This window comes from Nonomuraea sp. NPDC049028, assembly GCF_043197735.1.
Classification (GTDB): domain Bacteria; phylum Actinomycetota; class Actinomycetes; order Streptosporangiales; family Streptosporangiaceae; genus Nonomuraea.
On record NZ_JBICTR010000010.1, the window covers coordinates 314,725 to 337,527 of the forward strand.

General features: G+C 68.6%; 21 protein-coding genes. 11 read left to right on the forward strand and 10 right to left on the reverse strand.

The window, feature by feature from the left end; all coding sequences use genetic code 11:
- Positions 1-79 precede the first annotated feature (79 nt).
- The gene (locus ACGFJ2_RS38025; protein ID WP_225288959.1) at positions 80-304 is read right to left on the reverse strand and encodes a hypothetical protein; all 225 of its coding nucleotides are present in this window, start codon (positions 302-304) and stop codon (positions 80-82) included.
- A 155-nt stretch (positions 305-459) separates the two neighbouring features.
- On the opposite strand from ACGFJ2_RS38025, the gene ACGFJ2_RS38030 reads away from it, so the two are divergent.
- From ACGFJ2_RS38030 to ACGFJ2_RS38040, 3 genes are all read left to right on the forward strand, one after another.
- Positions 460-1,029, forward strand: coding sequence for an HhH-GPD-type base excision DNA repair protein (locus tag ACGFJ2_RS38030; protein ID WP_393476805.1), 570 nt, complete (start codon positions 460-462; stop codon positions 1,027-1,029).
- Positions 1,030-1,223: 194 nt separating this feature from the next.
- Complete coding sequence (locus ACGFJ2_RS38035; protein WP_357940288.1) at positions 1,224-3,317, forward strand: SpoIIE family protein phosphatase; 2,094 nt, start codon at positions 1,224-1,226, stop codon at positions 3,315-3,317.
- Positions 3,318-3,559: 242 nt separating this feature from the next.
- Entirely contained in the window at positions 3,560-5,206 is a 1,647-nt protein-coding gene (locus tag ACGFJ2_RS38040; protein WP_357940290.1) for an RNA polymerase sigma factor, read from the forward strand.
- 58 nt (positions 5,207-5,264) lie between these two features.
- On the opposite strand, the gene ACGFJ2_RS38045 is transcribed toward ACGFJ2_RS38040, so the two are convergent.
- Complete coding sequence (locus ACGFJ2_RS38045) at positions 5,265-5,729, reverse strand: MarR family transcriptional regulator (RefSeq protein ID WP_357940292.1); 465 nt, start codon at positions 5,727-5,729, stop codon at positions 5,265-5,267.
- 93 nt (positions 5,730-5,822) lie between these two features.
- Between ACGFJ2_RS38045 and ACGFJ2_RS38050 the strand changes: the two genes are divergently transcribed.
- Positions 5,823-7,229, forward strand: coding sequence for an MFS transporter (locus ACGFJ2_RS38050; RefSeq protein ID WP_393476810.1), 1,407 nt, complete (start codon positions 5,823-5,825; stop codon positions 7,227-7,229).
- Between the two features lie 87 nt (positions 7,230-7,316).
- Positions 7,317-8,138, forward strand: a complete 822-nt coding sequence (locus tag ACGFJ2_RS38055) for an NAD(P)H-binding protein (protein WP_393476813.1) — start codon at positions 7,317-7,319, stop codon at positions 8,136-8,138.
- Here the strand turns inward: ACGFJ2_RS38055 and ACGFJ2_RS38060 are convergent.
- A complete protein-coding gene (locus tag ACGFJ2_RS38060) occupies positions 8,128-8,862 on the reverse strand; it encodes a peroxide stress protein YaaA (RefSeq protein WP_357940298.1) in 735 nt (244 codons plus the stop codon). The two genes, ACGFJ2_RS38055 and ACGFJ2_RS38060, sit on opposite strands and share 11 nt — an antisense overlap.
- A gap of 151 nt (positions 8,863-9,013) precedes the next feature.
- On the opposite strand from ACGFJ2_RS38060, the gene ACGFJ2_RS38065 reads away from it, so the two are divergent.
- Positions 9,014-9,709 carry a GNAT family N-acetyltransferase gene (locus ACGFJ2_RS38065; protein WP_357940300.1) on the forward strand — a complete coding sequence of 232 codons (696 nt, stop codon included), beginning with the start codon at positions 9,014-9,016 and terminating at the stop codon, positions 9,707-9,709.
- 97 nt (positions 9,710-9,806) lie between these two features.
- Here ACGFJ2_RS38065 and ACGFJ2_RS38070 read toward each other — a convergent pair whose 3' ends face one another.
- Positions 9,807-10,037: a hypothetical protein gene (locus ACGFJ2_RS38070; RefSeq protein WP_357940303.1), complete on the reverse strand. Its 231-nt coding sequence runs from the start codon at positions 10,035-10,037 to the stop codon at positions 9,807-9,809.
- Between the two features lie 274 nt (positions 10,038-10,311).
- Here ACGFJ2_RS38070 and ACGFJ2_RS38075 point away from each other — a divergent pair, with 274 nt between their 5' ends.
- Positions 10,312-12,378 (forward strand): type IIA DNA topoisomerase subunit B, encoded by a 2,067-nt coding sequence (locus ACGFJ2_RS38075; protein WP_393476818.1) that lies wholly within the window; start codon positions 10,312-10,314, stop codon positions 12,376-12,378.
- Positions 12,379-12,761: 383 nt separating this feature from the next.
- Here ACGFJ2_RS38075 and ACGFJ2_RS38080 read toward each other — a convergent pair whose 3' ends face one another.
- The gene (locus ACGFJ2_RS38080) at positions 12,762-13,508 is read right to left on the reverse strand and encodes a TetR/AcrR family transcriptional regulator (protein ID WP_393476821.1); all 747 of its coding nucleotides are present in this window, start codon (positions 13,506-13,508) and stop codon (positions 12,762-12,764) included.
- Between the two features lie 83 nt (positions 13,509-13,591).
- Here ACGFJ2_RS38080 and ACGFJ2_RS38085 point away from each other — a divergent pair, with 83 nt between their 5' ends.
- Positions 13,592-14,395 carry an SDR family NAD(P)-dependent oxidoreductase gene (locus ACGFJ2_RS38085; RefSeq protein WP_393476824.1) on the forward strand — a complete coding sequence of 268 codons (804 nt, stop codon included), beginning with the start codon at positions 13,592-13,594 and terminating at the stop codon, positions 14,393-14,395.
- A 398-nt stretch (positions 14,396-14,793) separates the two neighbouring features.
- On the opposite strand, the gene ACGFJ2_RS38090 is transcribed toward ACGFJ2_RS38085, so the two are convergent.
- Positions 14,794-15,168 carry an ester cyclase gene (locus tag ACGFJ2_RS38090; protein ID WP_393476827.1) on the reverse strand — a complete coding sequence of 125 codons (375 nt, stop codon included), beginning with the start codon at positions 15,166-15,168 and terminating at the stop codon, positions 14,794-14,796.
- A 108-nt stretch (positions 15,169-15,276) separates the two neighbouring features.
- On the opposite strand from ACGFJ2_RS38090, the gene ACGFJ2_RS38095 reads away from it, so the two are divergent.
- On the forward strand, positions 15,277-15,723 hold the full coding sequence (locus ACGFJ2_RS38095; RefSeq protein WP_357940313.1) for a MarR family transcriptional regulator: 447 nt from the start codon (positions 15,277-15,279) through the stop codon (positions 15,721-15,723).
- Between the two features lie 134 nt (positions 15,724-15,857).
- On the opposite strand, the gene ACGFJ2_RS38100 is transcribed toward ACGFJ2_RS38095, so the two are convergent.
- Together ACGFJ2_RS38100 and ACGFJ2_RS38105 are read right to left on the reverse strand one after the other, a co-directional pair.
- Positions 15,858-17,264, reverse strand: a complete 1,407-nt coding sequence (locus ACGFJ2_RS38100) for a DNRLRE domain-containing protein (RefSeq protein ID WP_358174821.1) — start codon at positions 17,262-17,264, stop codon at positions 15,858-15,860.
- A 266-nt stretch (positions 17,265-17,530) separates the two neighbouring features.
- A complete protein-coding gene (locus ACGFJ2_RS38105) occupies positions 17,531-18,028 on the reverse strand; it encodes a beta-class carbonic anhydrase (RefSeq protein ID WP_393476832.1) in 498 nt (165 codons plus the stop codon).
- Positions 18,029-18,181: 153 nt separating this feature from the next.
- Here ACGFJ2_RS38105 and ACGFJ2_RS38110 point away from each other — a divergent pair, with 153 nt between their 5' ends.
- The gene (locus ACGFJ2_RS38110; protein WP_357940319.1) at positions 18,182-18,493 is read left to right on the forward strand and encodes a hypothetical protein; all 312 of its coding nucleotides are present in this window, start codon (positions 18,182-18,184) and stop codon (positions 18,491-18,493) included.
- A 94-nt stretch (positions 18,494-18,587) separates the two neighbouring features.
- Here the strand turns inward: ACGFJ2_RS38110 and ACGFJ2_RS38115 are convergent, their stop codons facing one another.
- Complete coding sequence (locus ACGFJ2_RS38115; RefSeq protein ID WP_357940321.1) at positions 18,588-19,151, reverse strand: thioredoxin family protein; 564 nt, start codon at positions 19,149-19,151, stop codon at positions 18,588-18,590.
- A gap of 72 nt (positions 19,152-19,223) precedes the next feature.
- Here ACGFJ2_RS38115 and ACGFJ2_RS38120 point away from each other — a divergent pair, with 72 nt between their 5' ends.
- Positions 19,224-19,601 (forward strand): VOC family protein, encoded by a 378-nt coding sequence (locus ACGFJ2_RS38120; RefSeq protein WP_357940323.1) that lies wholly within the window; start codon positions 19,224-19,226, stop codon positions 19,599-19,601.
- Positions 19,602-19,674: 73 nt separating this feature from the next.
- Here the strand turns inward: ACGFJ2_RS38120 and ACGFJ2_RS38125 are convergent, their stop codons facing one another.
- On the reverse strand, positions 19,675-22,722 hold the full coding sequence (locus tag ACGFJ2_RS38125) for a glycoside hydrolase family 3 N-terminal domain-containing protein (protein WP_393476837.1): 3,048 nt from the start codon (positions 22,720-22,722) through the stop codon (positions 19,675-19,677).
- Between the last annotated feature and the right edge of the window lie 81 nt (positions 22,723-22,803).

Sequence of the window (22,803 nt, forward strand, 5' to 3'; positions counted from 1 at the left end):
GTCGGTGTCGGCGCACGCCCTCACTCTCTCGCATTCCAGGCCGAAACGGTGCGTAGAACGCGGCCTGGTGACCCCGATGTTATCGGGGAGTCCGGGGCGGCGGTGCGGAGTTCACGATCGCCAGTAGATGTTCGCGGGCGATGCGTTCGATGACATCGGGCGTCGGGGAGATGCCGAGGTGCTGCGCGCAGGCGCAGACGTCGGACACGCAACGGTCGATGGTGTCCACGGGTATGGTCAGGAACTCTTCGGCCAGCCTGAGACTGACCGGCTCCCGTAGGAAGCGTGTGGCCAGAGCGAGCATAGATGTGAGATTCCTCTGGAGCCCCCGGGGCAAACCCCCAGGGAATGGATGCAGGGCGACTTGCGCTCCCATTTCATCTTTTCTCGGCTGAGTGTCAAGCCTCCACAACGCTTGTGTTCGCTTCTTCGGAACCGCATTCGTGCGAAGCTGTTCCCATGCGCATCCAGCTCGCCCAGCGGACGGAGGCCGACGATCTCCTCGGCCGAAGTCCGCTCGCCCTGCTCGTCGGCATGCTGCTCGATCAGCAGATCCCGATGGAATGGGCGTTCATGGGGCCTCACACCATCTCCGAACGCCTCGGGCACGACCTCACCGCGGAGGAGATCGCGGCTCGCGATCCCGAGGAGTTCGCCGCGCTGCTGGCCGCCAAGCCGGCCGTGCACCGCTACCCCAAGGCGATGGCGGACCGGGTCCAGCAGCTGGCCGCCTACCTTGTGGAGCACTACGACGGCAATCCCGAGCGGGTCTGGAGTGACGTCGCCGACGGCAAAGAGTTGCTCAACCGGCTCCTGGGACTTCCCGGCTTCGGCAAGCAGAAGGCTCAGATATTTTTGGCATTGCTCGGCAAGCAAATGGGGGTTCAACCGCCAGGATGGCGCGAGGCGGCTGGACCCTATGGCGAGGAGGGGTCGTTGCGTTCGGTAGCGGATGTGGTCGACGCCGACACACTGGGTCGCGTTCGGGCCGCCAAGCAGGAGGCCAAGCGCGCGGCCAAGGCCAAGTAGCCTGATCTTGCTGCGCAACGTGGAGCGATTTTGACAGGATGCGTTGACCGTATGGCGGCCGGGGCTTCCGTCCGCGCCTGCCCATCGCCGATGATGTACTGCAGAATCCGGTCGCCCGGAGCTGCGCTACGCCGATACACAGTTATGGAGATGTGCCGCGTGGGAGACCCTGGCACGCGACGGAGGTGCCGACCATGAGCGCCGAGACCTCCGTTCCCCGTCCCCGGGAGTCGGATGTGGACATCTCAGACTCCGCCCTCTTCAAGGGCATGCTGTCGGAGGCGGAGTTCGCCTTCGCGTTCTTCGACGCCGCCGGCCACGTACAACTGGTCAACGACGTGTTCACCGAGGTCGTCGGCGTACCCGCCGAGCGGCTGGTCGGCCGCGCGCCCGCCGAGACGCTGACGGCCGACCTCAGCCAGCTCATCACCCATGCGGTCCAGGCCGTCACCGAGAGCGACTCTCCGGTCACCGAGAGCCGCGTACGCGTGCGCTCGTCCGAGGGGGAGACCAGGCACTGGTCGCTGTCGTTCTCGCCGGTCCACGACGACGCGGGCGAGTTGCGGGCGATCGCGCTCATCGGCCTCGACGTGACCGAGAGCCGCCAGGTCGAAGAGGACCTGCGCCGCAGCGAGGAGCGCTACCGCTCGCTGGTCGAGGCGCAGTCGCAGCTCGTCTGGATCACCTCGCCGACCGGCACGGTGGTGGAGGACGCGCCGCAGTGGCGCGCCATCACTGGCCAGGGGCTGGAGGAATACCTCGCCCTGGGCTGGCTGGAGGCCGTGCATCCGGAGGAGCGCCAGCAGACCGAGGAAGCCTGGAAGGAGGCGCTGCGCGGCCGCACCATGTTCGAGTGGAACTACCGCGTGCGCACCCGGGCCAGCGGTTACCGCCACTTCGAGGTGCGGGCCGTGCCCATCATCAGGCACGGCAGGGTCGTGGAGTGGGTCGGCGCCAACACCGACGTGACGCCGCAGCGCGAGGCCGAGGAGATGCGCGGCAGGCTGACCGACCAGCTCGGCGCCGCGGCCCTGCGCACCGCGCGGCTGCAGGGCGCCACCGCCCAGCTGGCCGAGGCGCTCACCGTCGAGCAGGTGGTGCAGGTCATCATCGACGTCGGCCGCACCGCCCTGGCCGCCGACCGTTCCGCGGTCGCGCTGCTCGACCCCGACCGTGCCGCGCTCAAGCTGATCAACGGCGAGGGCGTCCCCGAGGCGTCCGACACGCTCGGCGAGGAGATCCCGCTCTCCTCCTCCAGCGTGATGACGATGGCGGTCAACAGCCGCCGTCCGGTCTTCGCCGAGTCGCCCGACAGGCTGAAATCCCAGCTTCTCGAAGCCGGTGGCGACGAGCAGGTGCTGACCAATTATCTCACGCACAGTGACGAGCGGGCCTGGGTCGGCCTGCCGCTGCTGGCGGCCGGGCGGGCGCTGGGCGCGCTGCGCTTCTCCTTCACCAGGCCGCAGAAGATCTCCCAGGAGGACGGCGTCTTCCTGGAGGCGCTCGCCGGGCAGTGCGCGCTCGCCGTGGAGCGGGCCACGCTGTTCGAACGCGAGCACCGCACCGCCGAGACGCTCCAGCGCAGCCTGCTGCCCGACCGCCTGCCGGTGGTCAAGGGCCTGGTGCTGGCCCAGCGGTTCCGCTCGGGCAGCCGTCACGTGCAGGTCGGCGGCGACTGGTACGACGCGTTCGTGCTGCAGGACGGCCGGGTCGCGGCGGTCGTGGGCGACGTCATGGGCAAGGGCGTCAAGGCCGCGGCGGGCATGGGCCGCATCCGCAACGCCATGCGCGCCCTGGCGCTGACCAACCCGCCGCCCGCGGCCGTGCTCACCGGCCTCGACCGGGTCTTCGACGCCACCGAGGAAGAAGAGCAGGTCACGACCCTCGCCTACATGGTGGTCGAGCCCGTCACCGGCGAGGGCACGCTGGCCCTGGCGGGCCATCCGCCGCCCGTCCTGGTCTCCCCGCAGGGCACCGCGGTCCTGGGCGACGTGGAGCCGGGCACGCCGCTGGGCTGGCCGACCAGCCGCCGGCAGTTCCGGTTCGTGGTGCCGCCGGGACACACCGCCGTGCTCTACTCAGACGGCTTGGTGGAGAACCGGAAACGCGGTTTGGACGCAGGACTCGCAGAGCTTTGCAGTGTTGTGACCGAAGCGCCGCCTGAGGTGGTCAGTAGTCCGCACATGTTGCTGGATTTCCTGGTTGACCGGATGTTGTCTGGATATGAACAGGATGATGACGTTACCGCCCTGGCTATCCATGTGCCGCCCGCCACGAAGAGTGACTGAATGAATCAGTCATAAGGGTTGCTTTCGGGTATCAGTGCCGCGCTTACGTACGCACTACTGTCTGGGTCGGCCTAGGGTGGAGGTCAACCGCCGGGAGGTGGCCGTATGGAGTGCGTGGTCGTGCCAGAATGCTGGACAGGTCCGTCGCGATCCGCACGGCCGCACCGTTCTCCGAGAGAGGCAACAGCCCCCCAGCGGGTATCTGGGTCCATAGTCGCCACGCGTTCGTTCGAGAGGTGTTCGTGTCGCCTGCAAGTTCGACTCGCTCGAAGCCACAAGAGCTGAACGAGCCCGTCATTCAGCGACTGCTCGAGCGTGGGCGCTCGCAGGGTTTCCTCGAGTCTGAGGATGTCCGTCAGGCCTTCGAGGAGGCGGACATCCCCATGTCGCACGCCGCCGCATTTTTGCGGAACCTCAGTAAAGAGGGCGTGACCGTGGTGGTGACCGCCGCGGATTCGGCTGCGCCGAAAAAGTCTCGTGGTCCAGCAAAGCGCCGTACCGCTGCCCCCGTCAAGACCAAGGCCGCAGCGGCCGCCAAAGAGCAGCAGCCTGAGACCGTGACCGCGGTCGTGGGCGCCGTTGAAGCCGAGCCCGCCCCCAAGAAGGCGGCTCCCGCCAAGAAGGCCGCTCCGGCGGCGAAGAAGGCGGCCGTGCCCGCCAAGAAGGCCGAGCCGAAGAGCGCTGGGCCTGCCGAGACCAAGCCGAAGAGCCCTGAGGGCGTCGACGACGACGAGGACATCGAGCTCGAGGGAGACGTCGAGCTCGAGGACCTCGAAGACATCGAGGTCGAGGACGAGGAGATCGTCGCCGCGGACGACTCCGACTCCGAGGGCGACTCCGACGACGACACCGAGGACGAGCCCAAGGCCGCCGACGTGGCAGCCGTCGCCGCCACCGAGAAGACCGAGGACGAAGTCCTCATCCTCTCCGACGACGACGATGACGCGCCGGTCGCGCAGGTGGCCGCCGCCGGCGCCACCGCCGACCCGGTCAAGGACTACCTCAAGCAGATCGGCAAGGTCCCCCTGCTCAACGCCGAGCAGGAGGTCGAGCTGGCCAAGCGCATCGAGGCGGGACTGTTCGCCGAGGAGCAGCTGGGCGGCGGCGAGACCGAGGGTCTGCCGGTCGACGTCCGGGCCGAGCTCGAGTGGATCGCCGAGGACGGCCGCCGGGCCAAGAACCACCTGCTGGAGGCCAACCTCCGTCTGGTGGTCTCGCTGGCCAAGCGCTACACCGGACGCGGCATGCTGTTCCTGGACCTGATCCAGGAGGGCAACCTCGGCCTGATCCGCGCGGTCGAGAAGTTCGACTACACCAAGGGCTACAAGTTCTCCACCTACGCCACGTGGTGGATCCGGCAGGCGATCACCCGCGCCATGGCCGACCAGGCGCGGACCATCCGCATCCCGGTCCACATGGTCGAAGTGATCAACAAGCTGGCCCGGGTTCAGCGGCAGATGCTGCAGGACCTCGGCCGGGAGCCCACGCCGGAAGAGCTGGCCCGCGAGCTGGACATGACCCCCGAGAAGGTGGTCGAGGTCCAGAAATACGGTCGCGAGCCCATCTCGCTGCACACCCCCCTCGGTGAGGAGGGCGACAGCGAGTTCGGTGACCTCATCGAGGACTCCGAGGCCATCGTGCCGGCCGACGCCGTCAGCTTCACGCTGCTCCAGGAGCAGCTGCACTCCGTTCTCGACACGTTGTCGGAGCGGGAAGCGGGCGTCGTGTCGATGCGGTTCGGCCTCACGGACGGGCAGCCGAAGACACTCGACGAGATCGGCAAGGTCTACGGGGTGACGCGTGAGCGCATCCGGCAGATCGAGTCGAAGACGATGTCCAAGCTGCGTCACCCGTCCCGGTCCCAGGTGCTGCGCGACTACCTGGACTAACGGAAGATCGTTTCACCCCTGGCCCCGCACAGCTCCGGCTGTGCGGGGCCAGGGGCGTTCATGCCCCTTTGTTGAGGCGTTCCGCCTGGGCGCGGCCGACCGCGCTGGCCCGGCGCAGGTAGTCGGCGATCACGGCCAGCTCCGCGTCTGTGAACGTCTCCATCATCTCGGCGAACGCCTTGCCCGGCGTCTCCCAGGCATCCCCGATCCTGGCCTCGGCCGAGGGCGCGAGGGCGACCAGCGCCCGCCTGCGGTCCGCCGGATCGGTGTGCCGTACGACGAGACCGGCCTTCTCCAGCCGGTCCACCAGGCGGGTGGCGGAGCCGGGCGTCAGCCCCGTCAGCCGGGCGATCTCCCCGGTGCTCACCGGTCCGGTCTCCAGGTCCAGCAGCGCCACGCACTGCAGGTCTGTCGGGTGAATGCCCAGATGGTCGGCCAGCGCCTGATTGAACAGCACATATGCCGCATAGTGCCGCTGGCTCTCATCGATGATCCGCTTCAGCGTTTCCGCTCGGTTTGACACCAGGTTGCTCCGTACCTCATATTTATGCGCGTCACACAATCTTTGTGTGACGCACTCTTTGTGTCACGTACGCATTCTATCGAGGGGATCCGCATGTCCGCACTCATCCGCGCCTCACCCGTCCAGGTTGACCGGCGGTGGGCCGTCCTGGGCGTCATCATCGCCGCCGCCGTCCTGGACCTGCTCGACGCGACGATCACCAACGTCGCCGCCCCCACCATCGCGGCCGATCTCGGCGGGGGAGCGGCCCTCATCCAGTGGCTCGGCGCCGCGTACGCGCTGGCGCTCGGGGTCCTGCTGGTGGTCGGCGGGCGGCTCGGCGACCGCTACGGCCGCCGCCGCCTCTTCCTTCTCGGCATCACCGGATTCACGCTCGCGTCCGTCGCCTGCGGGCTCGCGGTCAGTCCCGGTGTGCTCATCGGTGCCCGGCTGGTGCAGGGCGGGTTCGGGGCGCTGATGATCCCCCAGGGCTTCGGGATTCTGGGGGCCGTCTTTCCCCGTGATCAGCTTGGCAGGGCCTTCAGCGTGTTCGCCCCCGCGCTTGGCGTCTCGTCGGTCGCAGGGCCGGTGGTGGCGGGCTTTCTGATCGAGGCCGATCTGTTCGGGCTGGGGTGGCGGGCGATGTTCCTGATCAACATCGTGCTCGGGGGCGCCGCGCTCGTCGCCGCCACCCGGCTCCTGCCCGCCGATGCTCCCGGTGATCGCTCCAGCGGATCCGGGGTGGACGGCGTTGGTGCCGGGGTGCTGGCGGTGACCATGGTGGGTCTCCTGTACGGCCTGATCGACGGCTCGGCCCATGGGTGGACGCTCGTCCCGATCCTGTGCCTGGCCGGTGGGCTGGTGTTCTTCGGCCTGTTCTGCGTACGCCAGCGCACCGCCACCAACCCGCTGATCGAGCCGTCGCTCCTGCGCAACCGCGGCTTCACCGCCGGCCTGGTCCTGGGCATGGTCTTCTTCGCGGCCGTGTCTGGCCTGCTGTACGTGCTCGTGCTGTTCATGCAGTACGGCCTGCGCTTCACGCCCGTACGGGCGGCGCTCGGCCTGGCCCCGGTGGCGGTGGGCATCGTCATCGCCTCGGTGGCCTGCCACCGGCTCATCGACCGGCTCGGCCGCACGCTGATCACCATCGGCCTGACCATCGCGCTGATCGGCACCAGCTGGCTGCTGGCCGTCGTCTCCGGAGTCGTGGACGGCGCCTGGGCGCTCGTCCTGGGGGCGCTGGTCATCGGGCTGGGCATGGGCACCTGCTTCGGCACCATCTATGACGTCACCCTGGGTGACATCGACCCGCGCGAGGCCGGCAGCGCCAGCGGGTCGCTCTCCGCGGTCCAGCAGCTGGCCAACGCCATCGGCGCCGCGGCCGTGACCACCGTCTACTTCCGTACCGGCGATCAGATGGAGGCCGCGACCGGCAGCCTGCTCGTCGTGGTCGTCGCCGTGATCGCCTGCTGCGGCCTGGTGTGGCTCCTACCGCGCAAGGCCCAGCCGCGCCGCCACTGAGAACGCCATACAGAGCTCAGCCGCAGCATGACCCTAGCGGCCTGCATACATAGCCCAAAATCATCACCCAGAAAGGCATTTCCCGATATGACCACCCTTGTTACCGGCGCTCGTGGCGCCGTCGCCGCTGAGCTCATCGCCATCCTGCGCCGACGCGGCCTGCCCGTCCGCCCGGCCTCCCGCCAGCCCGGTGACTCGTCGATCATCACGTGCGACCTCAGCGACCCCGCGACGTTCCCCGCCGCGCTGGCCGGCGTCACCTCGGTCTTCCTGTACGCCGAACCGTCGCACATCGACGCCTTCGTCAAGGAGGCGACCGAGGCCGGAGTCGAGCACATCGTGCTGCTGTCGTCCTCCTCCGTGCTCGGCCCGAACCCCGAGGCCAGCCCCCTGGCCAAGTCCCACCTGGACGTGGAGCGCGCCCTGACCGCCGCGCCCGTCCGCAGCACGCTGCTGCGTCCGGGCTCGTTCGCCGGCAACGCGCTGGCCTGGTCCTGGCCCGTCAAGGCCGGCGAGCCGGTGAGCCTGCCGTACCCCAACTCGCACAACGACAGTATCCACGAGGCCGACATCGCCGAGGCGGTCGCCGCTGTGCTCGCCGACCCGGCCCTGGGCGGCCGGCCGTACCTGCTGACCGGGCCCGAATCGATCACCTTCGCCGAGCAGATCCGCATCCTCGGCCACGTGACCGGCAGGGACATCCCCATCAGGAACGTCACGCGGGAGGAGTGGAAGGCGGAGATGGCCGACTACATCCCCGAGCAGTTCGCTGAGCCGTTGCTGGACTGGTGGCAGTCCAACGACGGCGTGCCGGTCGAGATCACCACGGATGTCGAGCGGTTGATCGGCCGCCCCGGCCGTACGTTCGCGGCCTGGGCGGCGGACCACCTGGGCGACTTCACAGGCTGACGTCGAGGGTCCAGGGGCGGTTGGGCCGGGTGGGCTCGATCAGGTGGACCGTGTGGCCGTGGCCGGTGAGGAGCGCGGCCAGTTCGCCGGGTGTGGCGGGATCCGCCCCGGTCTCCAGCAGGGTGCGGGCGATCTCACCGCGGGTCGCCTTCGCCATGTGGCTGACCACCTTGCCATCGCGGAACACCCGTACCGCCACAGACCGCTCCCCGGGCTGCCAGGCTCCCGCGTAGGTGGCCGAACGCAGATCGACCACCAGCCCGTCCAGGCGCTCCAGCTCCTTGGACACCGTTGGCCGCCAGAACGCGGCCAGCCCGCCCAGCACCGGCAGAGTCACTCCCATCGACAGCCGGTACGGAGGTACGCGGTCGGTGATCCGCAACACGCCCCAGAGGCCGGAGAAGATGAGCACCGACTCCTCGGCTCGCTTCCTGGCCTCGTCCGTCAGGGTGCCGAGACCGAGCTTCTCGTACAGGACGCCGGTATAGAGATCGGCCGCCGGGAGGGCCGGAGCGGTTTGGAGCTCCAGGTTTTTGGCCAGTTCGCCTGCCAGGCCGGGCGACAGACCGAGGACGTCGAGGGCGTCACGCCGTCTGGACGCTCTCATGAGCGCGGTCAGTACGCGTTTGCGCGGTCTGTCCAGGGCGGGGAACGAAAGATCCCCTAGAGGAGGACCGCTGCCTTCACCGGCCTTCCCCTCCGAGGGCGGCAACAAAATCAGCACGCCACAGCATAGTCAATGCTCGCCACCCACCGCCCACAGTCTGCCGCTCGCCGCTCACTGCTTGTGTCTGGGTTGCCCTGCCGGCCGGAGTGCCGCCGCCGAGGTTTGGCCGCTTCGCGGGAGGTCTGCGCTGGTTGGGTAGGGTGCGCGAGTGGATTTCGACTTGCTGGTTCATGAAGCCTGGCCTGCCTATGAGCAGCGGACGTACGACGGCTGGATCCTTCGCTACGCCGGTGGCGTGACCAAGCGCGCGAACTCCGTGCTCGCCCTGGGACGGCCCGCCGATCTCGCCGGTGCGATCGAGGCGGCCGAGGCCTTCTACGCCGAGAAGGGGCAGCGGAGCGTGTTCTCCGTTGGGGTGGGGGCGATGCCGGGGCTCGACGACGAATTGGCCGCCCGGGGATATGGGGTCGTCGATCCAACCGTGATCATGGTGGGGGACGGCGTGCCGGAGCCTGTTCGTCAGGTGCGGGTCGAGGAGAGCCCCTGGCCGGGGTGGCTGGAGACCTGGTGGGCCGTGGACGGGCGCTACGCCGAGGGTGTCGAGGTGGCTGAGCGGATCTGCCGAGGGGTGCCCGCCTTGTACGCCGCGGTCGAGGAGGACGGTCGAGCCGTCGCTGTGGGCCGGGGTGTGCCGCAGGGGGAGACGATCGGGATCTACTGCATGGCCACGTTGCCCCAGGCTCGCCGCCGTGGGCTGGCCAGGAGCGTGTTGCGTGCTCTCGTACGGCGTAGCGGGGCGCGTACGGCCTATTTGGTGACCACCGCGCCGAACGAGGCGGCTCAGGCCCTGTACCGAAGCGAGGGCTTCGAGGCGCGGGCCCGCTATCACTACAGAGTGAGATGAGACGGCCCGAGACATGACGAAACGGCGGTCCCGGGCCTGCCGGGATCGCCGTTCCGCTCCGTGCAATATGTTGTTATCTCATCACGACCAGCGCCGGTTAGCGCTCGTCGTTGGGGGCCACTGTTGGGGTTTCGCTGAGCCGAGCAGACTCGTCCAGGATGTCGGCGCCCTTATCGCGGAGCGCTGCTATGTGCTGACGCCCGTGATGAGCGCAGAACAGCAGCTCCCCACCCACGGGCAGGGTCGCGCGAATGTAGGCCTGGGCGCCGCAACGGTCGCAACGGTCGAGGGCCGTCAGCGGCTTAACGGGGGCGAGAGCTCCAGTCACGTATCGCCTTTCGGGTCACCCCCGCCGAAGCGAGGATCTGGCGTCAGTCACTTGGACAACATCTAACCGGACGTGGACGTTCCCAATCACCGCCCGGCTACGCCGAGAGCAGAATGTGGCCGGAAGTGATGGAGAGCCGTCGCCTGGTAACACCAAACCTGCCGTCATGGCAAGCTTGTACGCGTGCGTAGGGGAAGAACGATAGGCTACGCACACATGTTCGATGCTCAGTTCGACGCTTAGACGTTCGACGCTTAAACGCAGGGGAGCCGGAGTGACGCTAGTGGAGGCGGGTTACACGGCTCGTCACCTGTCGGTGCTTGAGGGGCTGGAAGCGGTCCGCAAGCGCCCTGGCATGTATATCGGGTCAACCGACAGCCGCGGGCTCATGCACTGCCTCTGGGAGATCGTCGACAACGGCGTCGACGAGGCGCTCGCCGGGCACTGCACCCGCATCGAGGTGGAGCTCTATCCAGACGGCTCCATCGAGGTGCGCGACGACGGCCGCGGCATCCCCGTCGACATCGAGCCCAAGAGCGGTCTGGCCGGAGTCGAGCTCGTTTACACCAAGCTCCACGCGGGCGGAAAGTTCGGCGGCGGCTCCTACGGCGCGTCCGGCGGCCTGCACGGCGTGGGCGCCTCCGTGGTCAACGCCCTGTCCGAGCGCCTCGACGTAGAGGTTGACCGTGACGGCCAGATCCACGAGATCAGCTTCCGCCGCGGCGTGCCCGGCATCTTCGACGGCGACGGTCCGAAGGCCAAGTTCAAGAAGAAGTCCGGCCTGCGTGACGGCGGCAAGCTGCCCAAGCGGACCACCGGCACCCGGGTTCGGTTCTGGGCCGACAAGCAGATCTTCCTGCCCGACGCCGAGGTCTCGCTCGACGAGATCCACGTACGCCTGCGCCAGACCGCCTTCCTGGTGCCCGGCCTGACCCTGACCGTGATCGACAGCAGGCACGAGGAGCGGGTCGAGGAGGAGTTCCGCTTCGACGGGGGAATCTCCGAGTTCACCGAGTTCCTGGCCCGCGACGAGGCCGTCTGCGACGTGCTGCGCCTGCAGGGGGTCGGCCACTTCCACGAGACCGTCCCGGTGCTCGACGACCAGGGCCACATGACGGCCACCGAGGTGCAGCGCGAGCTCACCGTCGACGTGGCCGTGCGCTGGGGCAAGGGCTACGACTCGACCATCCGCTCGTTCGTCAACGTCATCGCCACCCCCAAGGGCGGCACCCACCTCACCGGCTTCGAACGCGGCCTGGTCCGCACGATCAACGAGCTGCTGCGCGAGACCCGCCTGCTGAAGAACGGCGACGACCCGGTCAAGGGGGAGGACATCTCCGAGGGCCTGACCGGCGTTGTCACGGTCCGGGTGCCGGAGCCGCAGTTCGAGGGCCAGACCAAGGAGGTGCTGGGCACCTCGGCGGCCACCCGCATCGTCTCCCACGTGGTCTCCCGCGAGCTCAAGGAGCTGTTCGCCAACCCGCCGCGCGGCTACAAGCAGCCCCTGCGCGCCGTGCTGGAGAAGATCGTCGCCGCGGCCAAGGCCCGCATCGCGGCCCGCGAGCACCGCGACAACCAGCGCCGCAAGAGCGCCCTGGAGAACTCCGCGCTCCCCGCCAAGCTCGTCGACTGCCGCAGCGACGACATCGACCGCAGCGAGCTGTTCATCGTCGAGGGCGACTCCGCGCTGGGCACCGCCAAGCTGGCCCGCGACTCGGAGTTCCAGGCCCTCCTGCCGATCCGCGGCAAGATCCTCAACGTGCAGAAGGCGTCCGTGAGCGACATGCTCAAGAACGCCGAGTGCGCCGCGATCATCCAGGTGGTCGGCGCGGGCTCCGGCCGCTCCTTCGACATCGAGGCGGCCCGCTACGGCAAGGTCATCCTGATGGCCGACGCCGACGTCGACGGCGCCCACATCCGCTGCCTGCTGCTGACCCTCTTCCACCGCTACATGCGGCCCATGGTCGAGGCGGGCAGGGTGTTCGCCGCGGTCCCGCCGCTGCACCGCATCGAGCTCACCAACCCCGGCCGCGGCAAGGAGAAGTACATCTACTGCTACTCCGACGCCGAGCTGCAGAAGGTGCTGCGCGACCTGGAGCGACGCGGCCGGCGCTGGAAGGACCCGGTGCAGCGCTACAAGGGTCTGGGCGAGATGGACGCCGACCAGCTCGCGGAGACCACGATGGACCCGCGCCACCGCATCCTGCGCCGCGTCCGCATCGAGGACGCGGAGACGGCGGAGGGGATCTTCAGCCTGCTGATGGGCAGCGACGTGGCTCCGCGCCGCGAGTTCATCGTCAGCAGCGCCGCCGAAGTCGACCGCGACCATATCGACGCCTAGAACACCCCTTTTCGTCTGCTCGGTTTTGCCTGCTCGGCGCCGTTTTCGCGGGCTCTTCTTTTACGGGCCTTCTTTTACGGGCTTTCTTTTACGGCAGGCACGGTGAGCCCCAGACGCCGTAGCGGGCTGGGGTCTGTCCAGGGGCACGCTCCTCCGGTGGAGCGGGTCGGGCGCCGTGACGTGCGCATGATTGACCGCGGCTTCCGTGTGGTTGGGCCCGTGGTGCCCGAGAGTCCGCCAGGGCCCGCGTTTCAGGCCGCTCTAACAGGCCTTGGCGCCTCAGGCCCGTCTTGAGGCACGCCTGGACCTGGTTAGCACGCTCCAGGGCCGCTCAGGCCCGTTCCAGAGCGCACCAGGACCTGCTCAGCACGCCCAGGGCCGTTTCAGTCCTCAGGCTCTTCGCCCAGGCTCGTTTCGGCTCGCGGCGTTCTCGGCTGTCTGCGCCCATCCCTCAGGGCAGGCGCCGGGGCCGTCAAGACGAGCGGCGTGGGGTTGGGCTCACCGGCCGTGAGCTTGGCCAGGCCCGTGCGTGCGACGTCGAGTACGCGGTCGACCAGGGGAAGTAGCGCTTCGGTAGCGGTGTCGCAGTGGCGGGCCTCGTGGGTCATGTACAGCTCGCGCAGGCCGCCCACCACGGTGTACGCGGTCAGGCGCGGCGCCAGCGCGTCGGGCGGCAGGCCCACGTCCTTGCCGATGGCGGCGGCGATCAGACGTTCCAGCTCGTAGTAGCTCGCGCGGGCACGGGCGCGGAGATCCTCGTCCTCGGCTATCAGGGTGGCGCGCTTGATGCGCAGGGACCAGGTCTCGCCCGGCTTGCGGCCCTGGTCGGCGTCGCGTTCGTCGAGGGCGTGCATTGTGTCGCGCATCCACTCACCGACGCCGTCGAGCGCGGCGCCGGGCCGGGTGTCCAGGCGCGCTGCCAGCGATTCCGCGGCGAACGGATCATCCGCGAACAGCAGGTCTTCCTTGGTGGCGAAGTGCAGTGTGACGGTCCGCGTCGCGACGTCCGCGTGTTCGGCTATCGCCGCGATGGTCGTGTTGCGGTAGCCGTGCGACGTGAACAGCTCCAGTGCCGAGGCCTGGATCCGCTCGCGGGTCTGCCGCTTCTTCCGATCTCGTCGCCCCTCCATGCGGCAACGATACTACACACACAATTAATACAGTCCATGCTACTGTTATCATGAAACGTATCGACTAGAGGAAGGTGAAGGCGTTGTCCAAGACGTGGTTCATCACCGGCACGTCGAAGGGCTTCGGCCGCGAGTGGGCGGAGGCCGCCCTCGAGCGGGGCGACCGGGTCGTCGCCACCGCGCGCGACCTTGACCACCTGCGTCCCCTGGCCGAGCAGTACGGCGAGGCCGTACTGCCGCTGCGGCTCGACATCACCGACCGCGCGGCCGTCTTCGCCGCCGTGCGGCAGGCGGCCGAGCACTTCGGCGCGCTGGACGTGGTGGTCAACAACGCGGGCTACGGTCACTTCGGCATGGTCGAGGAGCTGACCGAAGCCGAGATCCGCGCCGAGATGGAGACCAACTTCTTCGGCACGCTGTGGGTGACGCAGGCGGTTCTGCCTGTGCTGCGCGCGCAGGGCCATGGCCGGATCATTCAGGTCACCAGCGAGGGCGGCGTCCGGGCGTTCCCCGGCATCGGCGGCTACCACGCGTCGAAGTGGGCGGTGGAAGGGCTGTCGGAATCGCTCCGGCAGGAGGTCGAGCACTTCGGCATCGACGTCATCTGCCTGGAGCCCGGCCCGTACTCGACCGACTTCGGCGGCGGCAGCGTCCGCACCAGTGCCGAGCACCCGGACTACGCCGAGGTCCGCGCCGGCGCCGAAATCGCGTGGGACCTCGGTGACCCCAGGGCGACCCGCGGGCCGATCCTGGAGTTGGCCGACGCCGACGACCCGCCGGCGCGGATCTTCTTCGGCAAGTCGTTGGAGCCGGTCGCGGCCGAGTACGAGGAACGACTTGCCACGTGGCGGAAGTGGCAGCCGGTGGCGTTGGCGGCATTCCGTTGATCGTGCACAGCGGACTGAGGCCCAGGTCTGACAAGTCGGTCAGCGTCGAGGCACGCCGAGCGATCGCGCCTCTCGGCCCCGGTCCGGCCAGCGCGCCCGGTTCCAGCGCGCCCGGTCCCATCGCGCCCCAGCCTGGGCCGCTCAGCGCGCCCGGACTAGCCCACGCCCCGCAGCGCGGGTCTGCTCCGTCTAGGCTCGGTCGCTCCCATCCGGTCCGTCCAGGTCCGGTCGTTTCGACCACATCACGTCAGCTGGGAGATGTCCTCGTGGGTGGTGCCCGCTGACGTCACGGATCGGAATCGGGATCGGGGCCGGGCCGGGGCCGGGGCCGGGACTGAGGACCAGGCCGGGGCGGGGCTGGGGCGCAGGCGGGGCCCGGGGAGGGGTTCGGTCTGTTGTCAGGTGGGGCGCAAGGTGCTGGTGTCCAGGACTGGCCACAGGTTGGTGATCTGGTTGTCCTTGAGTTCGAAGATGACGCAGGCCCTGATCTCCACGGGCTGGTTCGTTGGTGGGACGCCGAAGAACGTGCCGGTGTGGGTGCCGCTCAAGGTCCATCTGGTGGCAACTTTGTTGTCTTCTGCGATCATGTCCTGGATGTCGAAGTGCATGTCTGGGAGGGCTGAGCGGATGTGGGTGGAGATCTGCTTGACGCGTTCCGGGCCGGGTGGGTCGTTGGGGGCGGTGGAGAGGGTGCTGGCGATGATCTCGTCGGCTACCTCCAACCTGCCCTGGTTGAGTACCTCGTCGTACAGGCGCATGACGACGTCCTTCATCGGGATATCCTTCCGATTGGCTAGTTGCTAGAGATGCTTATCTCTAGTTTTCCTAGATATTTGAAAAGCTAGAGAATTTGGTGGGCGATGTCAAGACGTGCGACCTTGGTGACCGCGTTGCTCGAAGCGCTGCGCAAGACCAACGTGCTTTCGGTCTCGATGAGTCAGGCGGCTGCGGGGCGCATCGGCATCAACACCACCGATCTCCACTGCCTCAACCTGTTGAGTGAAGGAGCCCTGACGGCCAGCGAACTGGCGCGGCGGGCCGGGATCACCACCGCGTCCGTCACCGGGGTCATCGATCGGCTCGAAGCAGTGGGATATGTGCGGCGGGAGCGGGATGACGCCGATCGGCGGAAGGTCGTGGTGACGCTCGTGCTGGAGCGGGCGGCGGTGGATGTGGCGCCGGTGTTCACACCGCTGATCAAGGCGTGGCGGGCTTCGTTGAGTGATTACAGCGATGAGCAGCTTGAGGTGATCACCGACTTCATGAACAAGACGCAGGCCGTGTTCCAGGACGAGGTCGAGCAGATGCGCTCCGGCCCGACGAGCTGACACCCCCGCCCTCGACTCCTCCAGGCACGCTGAGCCCGTCCGGAGGCCGAGCGTGTCCCCACGCGCCGAGTTCGTTCGGACATGCCGAAGGGGGCCGGGGGGAGCCCGGCCCCCTTCGGGGTTTCAGGTGATGGTCAGCGCCAGTAGATGACCGTCAGGGTCGGGGGCTTGACGCCCTCGTCCTTGTTCTCCGACGCGGCGAAGGCGCGCCAGTTGGTGGCCTCCGTCTCGTCGGCGCCCTTCAGCTGTACGCCGTAGTTGGCGGCGCCCGAGGCCCACGCCTTGGCCATGGTGGTCACCGGCCACGACAGGTAGCCGGCGCCCCCGGCGCACGGTGCGGTCCAGGTGCGGCCGCGGCCCGCGCGGTTCGTCGCCTGGCCCTCTGTGGTGGTGGTGGGCTTGTTGTCCCAGTTCAGGTCGGTTTCGTCCCACGAGCTGGTGATCCGCTGGGCGGTGAGGCCGGAACCTACGCGGAGGCCGCAGGCGTTCGTCTCCAGGTTCCACATCGCCATGTTGGCGAAGATGACCCGCTTGCCGGTCAGCTTGTGGGTGTCGAACTTGACCAGGCTGCGCATGACGTCGCCGCCCTGGCCGTTCTCCCAGGGCATCGTGCCCGCGATGATCATCGGGTCACCGGGGTGCGAGGCCCAGGAGGTGGCGACGTCGGTGTCCGTCACGCTCGGCAGCGTGATCACCGGATCGACGGTCACCGGGTAGACGCGCGCCGGGTCCGCCAGGAACTTGGCGTCCGGCTTGAGCACGAGGACCTTGGTGCCGTTCTGCGTCTCGACCGTGGTGTCGATCTTCGAGAGCGAGTCGCCGCGGGGCTTGCCGTGACCCTTCGAGTCCCACATGACCGGCTGCGGCCCGGCGGCGATCACCTTGTCGCCGGCCGTACTGGTGAGGAGAAGGCGGCCGTCGGCCGACTCGGACAGATCGACGCCTTCGGTCTGTACGGGAATGCGGAGCTCCAGCGGACCGGAGGGCTTCTCGCGCAGAACGACGTCGTGACGGAATCCCGTCGGCAGGACAGTGACGACGAGGTCGGCCCCCGGGCCCGCCGCGTCGGTGAAGGTGGCGACGTTCGCCTTGACGACCGGCTTGGGCAGCGCGGTTGGCCACTTGAGCGAGAACACGCGGCCGTTGTCGTCGGTCATCTTCGCCAGCGTGCCCTCGCCGCCGTTGGAGACCTCGACCTGGGCACGTGAGGCACGCGGCTTCAGTACCGCGCCGTCGGCGACGAGTGAGGTGTCGATGGGCACCCACTGGCCGTTCTGCTGCACCTGGGACGGGCCCGAGGTGATGGTCGCGGTGAAGCTGCCGTCGGGGTTGGCGACGGTGGTGCTGGACTCGTCCGACAGGCTCGGCACGGGTACGGGCTTGCCGTCGGCGGCGGCCTGGGCCGACGCGACGTCCTCCGCGCTCTGGCCGGTGGCGGCCAGAGCGGCCGAAGCCGGGATGGCCGTGGCGGCGGTGAGCACGGTCACGGCGCTGAGCCCGAGGGCCAGGCGGCCCATGGAACGGTTGAGAGACTTGCGCAAAATCAATGTCCTAACGATCGATGGGTGTGGAGTAGCGCGCGAATGCGCTGACTTCAGGGCGTCGAGCGGGGGACTGACCCCCGGCGACGATCACCGATCGTTAGGCGGTGCCGGATTGATCGTTGACATGACATCCCCGTTTCTGTCGCGGCGACAAGATCGCCGACGGGTCACAGGGATATCACAGGTAACAGCACGGCAAAGTGGGGGATCGCTTTGGTGCGATATTTCTCACAAAACGTAGAGTTATCGGGTTAGGCGGAGAGTCATACCAGGTCGACCGGCAGCAGTTTGCCCGTGTGCACGTCATAGATCGCGCCGCCCACCGGCAGGCCCGGCGGCAGGAAGGGCGAGGAGCGGATCCGCGTCAGGTCATGGCGCAGGGCCGCGTCCTGGTCGGGGACGGTGTGGAACTCCAGACTGCGGGTGTCGACCCCGTGCCGCTGGGTGAGCTCGTACACATCGGTGTCGGTGACCTTGGACATGCCGCAGTCGGTGTGGGGCATCACCAGGACGCGTTCTACGCCGAGCAGGTAGACGGCCAGGACGAGGGTGCGCAGGACGTCGTCCGTCACGCGCGCGCCCGCGTTTCGCAGGATCTTGGCGTCGCCCGCCTTCAGGCCCAACAGGCCAAGGGGGTCGATGCGGGAGTCCATGCAGGTCACGACGCCGAGTCCGCGAGCGGCCCGGCCGGTCAGTTCGGAATTCCGGAATTTAGCAGCATATTTCGCATTGGCGGAAATCAGGTCATCGAACTGGCTCATGTGACAGATGATTCCTCACGTCCGTTTCGTAGCGGTTCCCGGGGTGGCGACACGGCGGAAGTTGCCCAAGGTCCCACGCGCGACACTCACTTTGCGTGATGATGTCGTAGCCCAACGTATGAACAGCCCCATGTGTGATCGAAGAAGGTTGTCGTGAGTAGGTCCGAATCGCTCGCCGCGTACCTGCGTACCCATGCCTGGCGCCGCCTCGACCGTGTGGAGACCCGAGACGACGGCCTCAACGCGAGGTGCGCGCTGGCGCTCCTCGACGCGGCCGCCTACGCGGGCGGCCTGCCCGACGACGACCCGCTCATCGTGCTGCTCGACCAGGCAGGCTGCTTCGGGCCGCTGGGTTGTGACGACTTCGACCCCGGAGAGGCCGGCTTCCGGCTGATCCGGGGCTGGCAGGGCGAGCCCCACGAACTCCTGCTCGCCCTGCCGGCCGCCATCGCGACCTCCGCCTGACGTCCCATCACCACTTCCGCCGACGTCCGGCAGGGGTCAGGCGGGCGTGCTCACCTGGCTTCCACCGCCACCCGCGCCTGACATCTGGCAGTGGTCAGGCGGGCGCGTTGCCTGGCTTCCACTTGATGCCGCAGCCGAGTGACGGGTTCTGCTCCTCGCTCACCGGGTCGCCCGCCAACAGGGCGTCGATCGCCGCGCGCAACGAGGCCCCCGTCACCGGTACGGAATTGCCGGGCCGGGCATCGTCGAACTCGCCGCGGTACGCCAGCCGGAACGACGCGTCGTACAGGAAGAAGTCAGGCGTGCACGCCGCCCGATACGCCTTGGCCGTCTCCTGCGTCTCGTCGAGCAGATAGGGGAACGGGAAGCCCGCCCGCGCCGCCTGCTCGGCCAGGTGTGTCGGGTCGTCATCGGGGTAGTTCACGCTGTCGTTGCTGCAGATGGCGACCATCGACAGCCTGGGGCCGTAGTCGGTGGCCAGGGTGCTGAGGCCGCGCTCGATGTGCCGTACGTAGGGGCAGTGGTTCGACAGGAACGCCACGAGGATGGCGGGCGAATCCTTGAGATCCGCGAGCGAGACGCTGCCGCCGTGGATCGCGGTCAGATGGAAATCGGGCGCTGGAGAACCGAGTGGGACCATGAACGAGTTGGCAGCCATGGCATCCATTGTCGCTGTTGGCCCCGACGAAACCGTCGGTGGTCATCGGTATGAGAGTCTCGGAGGTAAGTAATGAACGGCATCGCGGAGTTCCGGACCACGGTCCTCGATTGTGCCCATCCGATGGAGCTGGCCCAGTTCTATTCGCGGTTGCTCGGCTGGCCCATCCTGGAGGGGTCCGACGAGGAGTGGGCCGTCGTCACCAATGGAGGCCCGCCCGCGCGGGTGGCCTTCCAGGCCGTCGACGACTACCGGCCGCCGGTCTGGCCCAGTGCGGAGCATCCCCAGCAGATGCACATCGACGTGACGGTCAGCGACATGGACAAGGCCGAGGCCCAGGTGCTGGAGATCGGCGCCACCAAGCACGAGCACCAGCCGAGCGATGACGACTCCTTCCGCGTCTTCCTCGACCCGGCAGGCCACACGTTCTGCCTCTGCAGGGACGTCTGACAGACGAGTGGACCGGCTTCTGGCGTGCTGGCGCCAGAAGCCGGTCCTTGCGTCAGCAGCCCACCGCCTTATGTCAGCGGGCCGCCTGTGTCAGCAGTTCCACCGCCTTGTGTACGTTGCCGGCCGCCAGCTCATGGTCGGCCGACGCCTGCAGGTCGGGCCGTCTGCCGGTGGCCTGGGCGATGTCCCTGGCCACCGAGACGACGGCGTCGTCCTGCGGGTACGCGTCCGTCTTCGAACGGTCGAGCAGCGCCGCCGCCGTGCCGATCGCCCCCAGCACGACGCGGGTCTGCCGCACGGAGCCGTCGGCGTGCCAGTTGTTGCCCAGCAGCGCCACCAGCAGCGCCGCCGAAGCCGCCCTGGAGGCTCCGTCACCGCCGGAGAGCCGGTCGTAGGCCGCCTTGAGCCGGTCGCGGGCCCGGTCGGTGCGCAGCCCCCAGCCGTACGGGTAAAGCGGGTCGTAGGTCGCGTCGCCCACGTTGATCGGCACCTGCTCCGCCGTACGGAACCAGGTGAAGGGCAGCCGCCCCGTGTACGGCACGGCCCCGAACAGTGGGTCGGCCACGCCGGCGCCCTCGGTGCCCGGCAGCCACGACGCCACCAGCGCCTTGACCTTGGACAGGTCGCCCAGCAGCAGCGGGCGGCCGGAGACGACCAGCACGGCGCACTTCATCGCCCCGCACACCCGGTCGATCGCGGCCCGGTCGGCGGCCGACAGGTCGAGCGTGTGCCCGTTGACGCCCACGTCGCCCTGGCCCTCGGCGTACGGTTTCTCTCCCACAACCACGACACCCACGTCATGCCCGGTCAGCGGCGCGGAGGCGTCGGCCGAGTAGGTGACGGAGGCCGCCCGGCCGCGGATCGCTGACAGGATCGTGGTGCCCTGCGTGATGGGCCCGGACGAGCCCTGCCAGGTGATCGTCCAGCCGCCGCTCTGGTTGCCGAGGTCGTCGGCGTTGGATCCGGCGACGTACACCTTGGCGTCGCGGCGCAGCGGCAGCAGCCGGTCCTCGTTCTTCAGCAGCACCTGCGACTTCGCGGCGGCCGTGCGGGCCACCGCGCGGTGGGCGGCCGAGCCGACGTCGCCGATGCCGGAACGGTCGGCGTACGGGTGCTCGAACAGGCCGAGCCGGAACTTCTGCGTCAGGATCCTGGAGACCGCGTCGTCGATCCGCGCCATGGGCACCCCTCCGGCCGCGATCTCGGCCTTGAGCGTGCTCGTGAACAGCGGATACGCGTACGGCACCATGATCATGTCGAGCCCGGCGTTGATCGAGGTGCGCACGTCGCTCGGGTAGTCGCCGGGGATCTGGTCGATGGCCTGCCAGTCGCTGATCACGAAGCCCTTGAAGCCGAGCCGGCCCTTGAGCACGTCGGTGATCAGCTCCTTGTGCGCGTGCATCTTGAGCGGCCCCTGGCCGAAGTCGACGCTGGAGAACGACGGCATGACGCTGCCCACGCCCCGCTTGACCGCTTCGGCGAAGGGCGCCAGGTGGATGGCCGCCAGCTGTTCCCTGGTGAGCTGGGTGACGCCCTGGTCGATCTTGTAGTCGCCGGTCGAGGAGCCGTACGTGGTGCCGCCGTCGCCGACGTAGTGCTTGGCCGTGGCCAGCACCCCGTTGTCCTGAAGACCGTCGATGATCGTGGTCAGCCGCGAGACCAGTGCCGGGTCCTCGCCGAACGACTCGTAGGCGCGTCCCCACCGGTCGTCCCGTGATACGCACAGGCACGGCGCGAAGTCCCACGGAATGCCCGTGGCCTTGACCTCCTTCGCCGTGACCTTGCCCGCCTGCTCGACCAGGTCGGCGTCGCGCGTGGCGCCGAGGCCGACGTTGTGCGGGAAGATCGTCGCACCGACCACGTTGTTATGCCCGTGAACCGCGTCGACGCCGTAGATCAGCGGGATCTGCAGCCGCGTCTGCTGGGCGCGCAGCTGGAAGCCGTCGATCATGTCGGCCCACGCCTTCGGCGTGTTGGTCGCCGGGGTGGAGCCGCCGCCCGACAGCAGCGAGCCGAGCAGGTAGGTGGCGATGTCGTTCTGCGAGCCGAGCGCGCCGCGTTCGGCCTGCGTCATCTGGCCGACCTTCTCCTCGGTGCTCATCCGGCCGAGCAGGTCGGCGACCCGCTGCTTGACGGGCTTACGAGCGTCGAGGTACGGCAGGCCGTGCGCGTTGATCACGATGGCCGGAGCCTCGGCCGGGGGCCGGGTGCCCGTGCCGGACAGCTCGATCGGGATGGTCTCGGCGACCTCGGCCGCGCCGTCGGCCAGCGTCTTGACCGTGAACGCCTTGGCCGAGCCCGAGGCGGTGCCCGCGGGGAAGGTCAGCGTGCCCTCGAGCGGCGTGTAGTCCTGGCCGGGGGTGGCCGTGCCGGTGCCGGTGCGGTAGCCGACGGCCAGGTCGGCGGGGAGCGGGCCGCCGGTGGCGGTGGTGACCGAGACGCGTACCTCGGCCGTGCCCTTCTCGTTCACCGGATAGACCGGCTTGTCCGTGGCCAGGCGTACGGGCCGGGGCGGGGCCGTGCCGTAGACCTGCACATCGTCCCAGAGCAGCGTGCCGGAGGCGGCCGGGAGCCGCATCGAGTAGCCCCACATGGCGACCAGGTCGAGCTGTCCGTCGGTGGGGGCGCCGCCCGGCTGGTAGTCGCCGCGGCGGGTGAAGCCGGAGAACGGCACCTGCACCTGCCGCCATCCGGCCGTGTCATCGGTAAAGGACGACTCGAACAGCTCAGAGCTGCCCGCTCCGCCGCCGCCGTCCTTGATCTCGAAGAACACCTTCTGCCCGGATCCGGTGCCCTTGACCCAGAAGGAGAACCCTTCGTAGGCGGACCAGTCCTGGGCGGTCGTCAGGTCGTGGGACCAGCCGCCCCACTGGCTCACGTTGTAGACCGCTTTGAGCACCCGGTTGGTCGCGGGGGCGCCGGGCCGGGTCGCGTCGGGCTCGACGGTCAGGGCCGGGGTCGAGGCGGCGTCGTTGCCCCAGGCGGAGACGCCCGCGGGCAGGGTCGTGGCCTCGAAGTCGGTGACGGTCAGCGGCTCCGCGGCGGCCTGAGCCGGGGGTGCGGTGACCAGCGCGGCCACCAGGGCCACCGCCGCCCACAGCGGGGTCCTTAATCGGAACATGGATCCTCCCAAGAGCAGAGAGAGCGCTCTCTCCTAGAGGGGATCGTGTCACGGGAGCGATTTATAACAACCCCCGTCAAC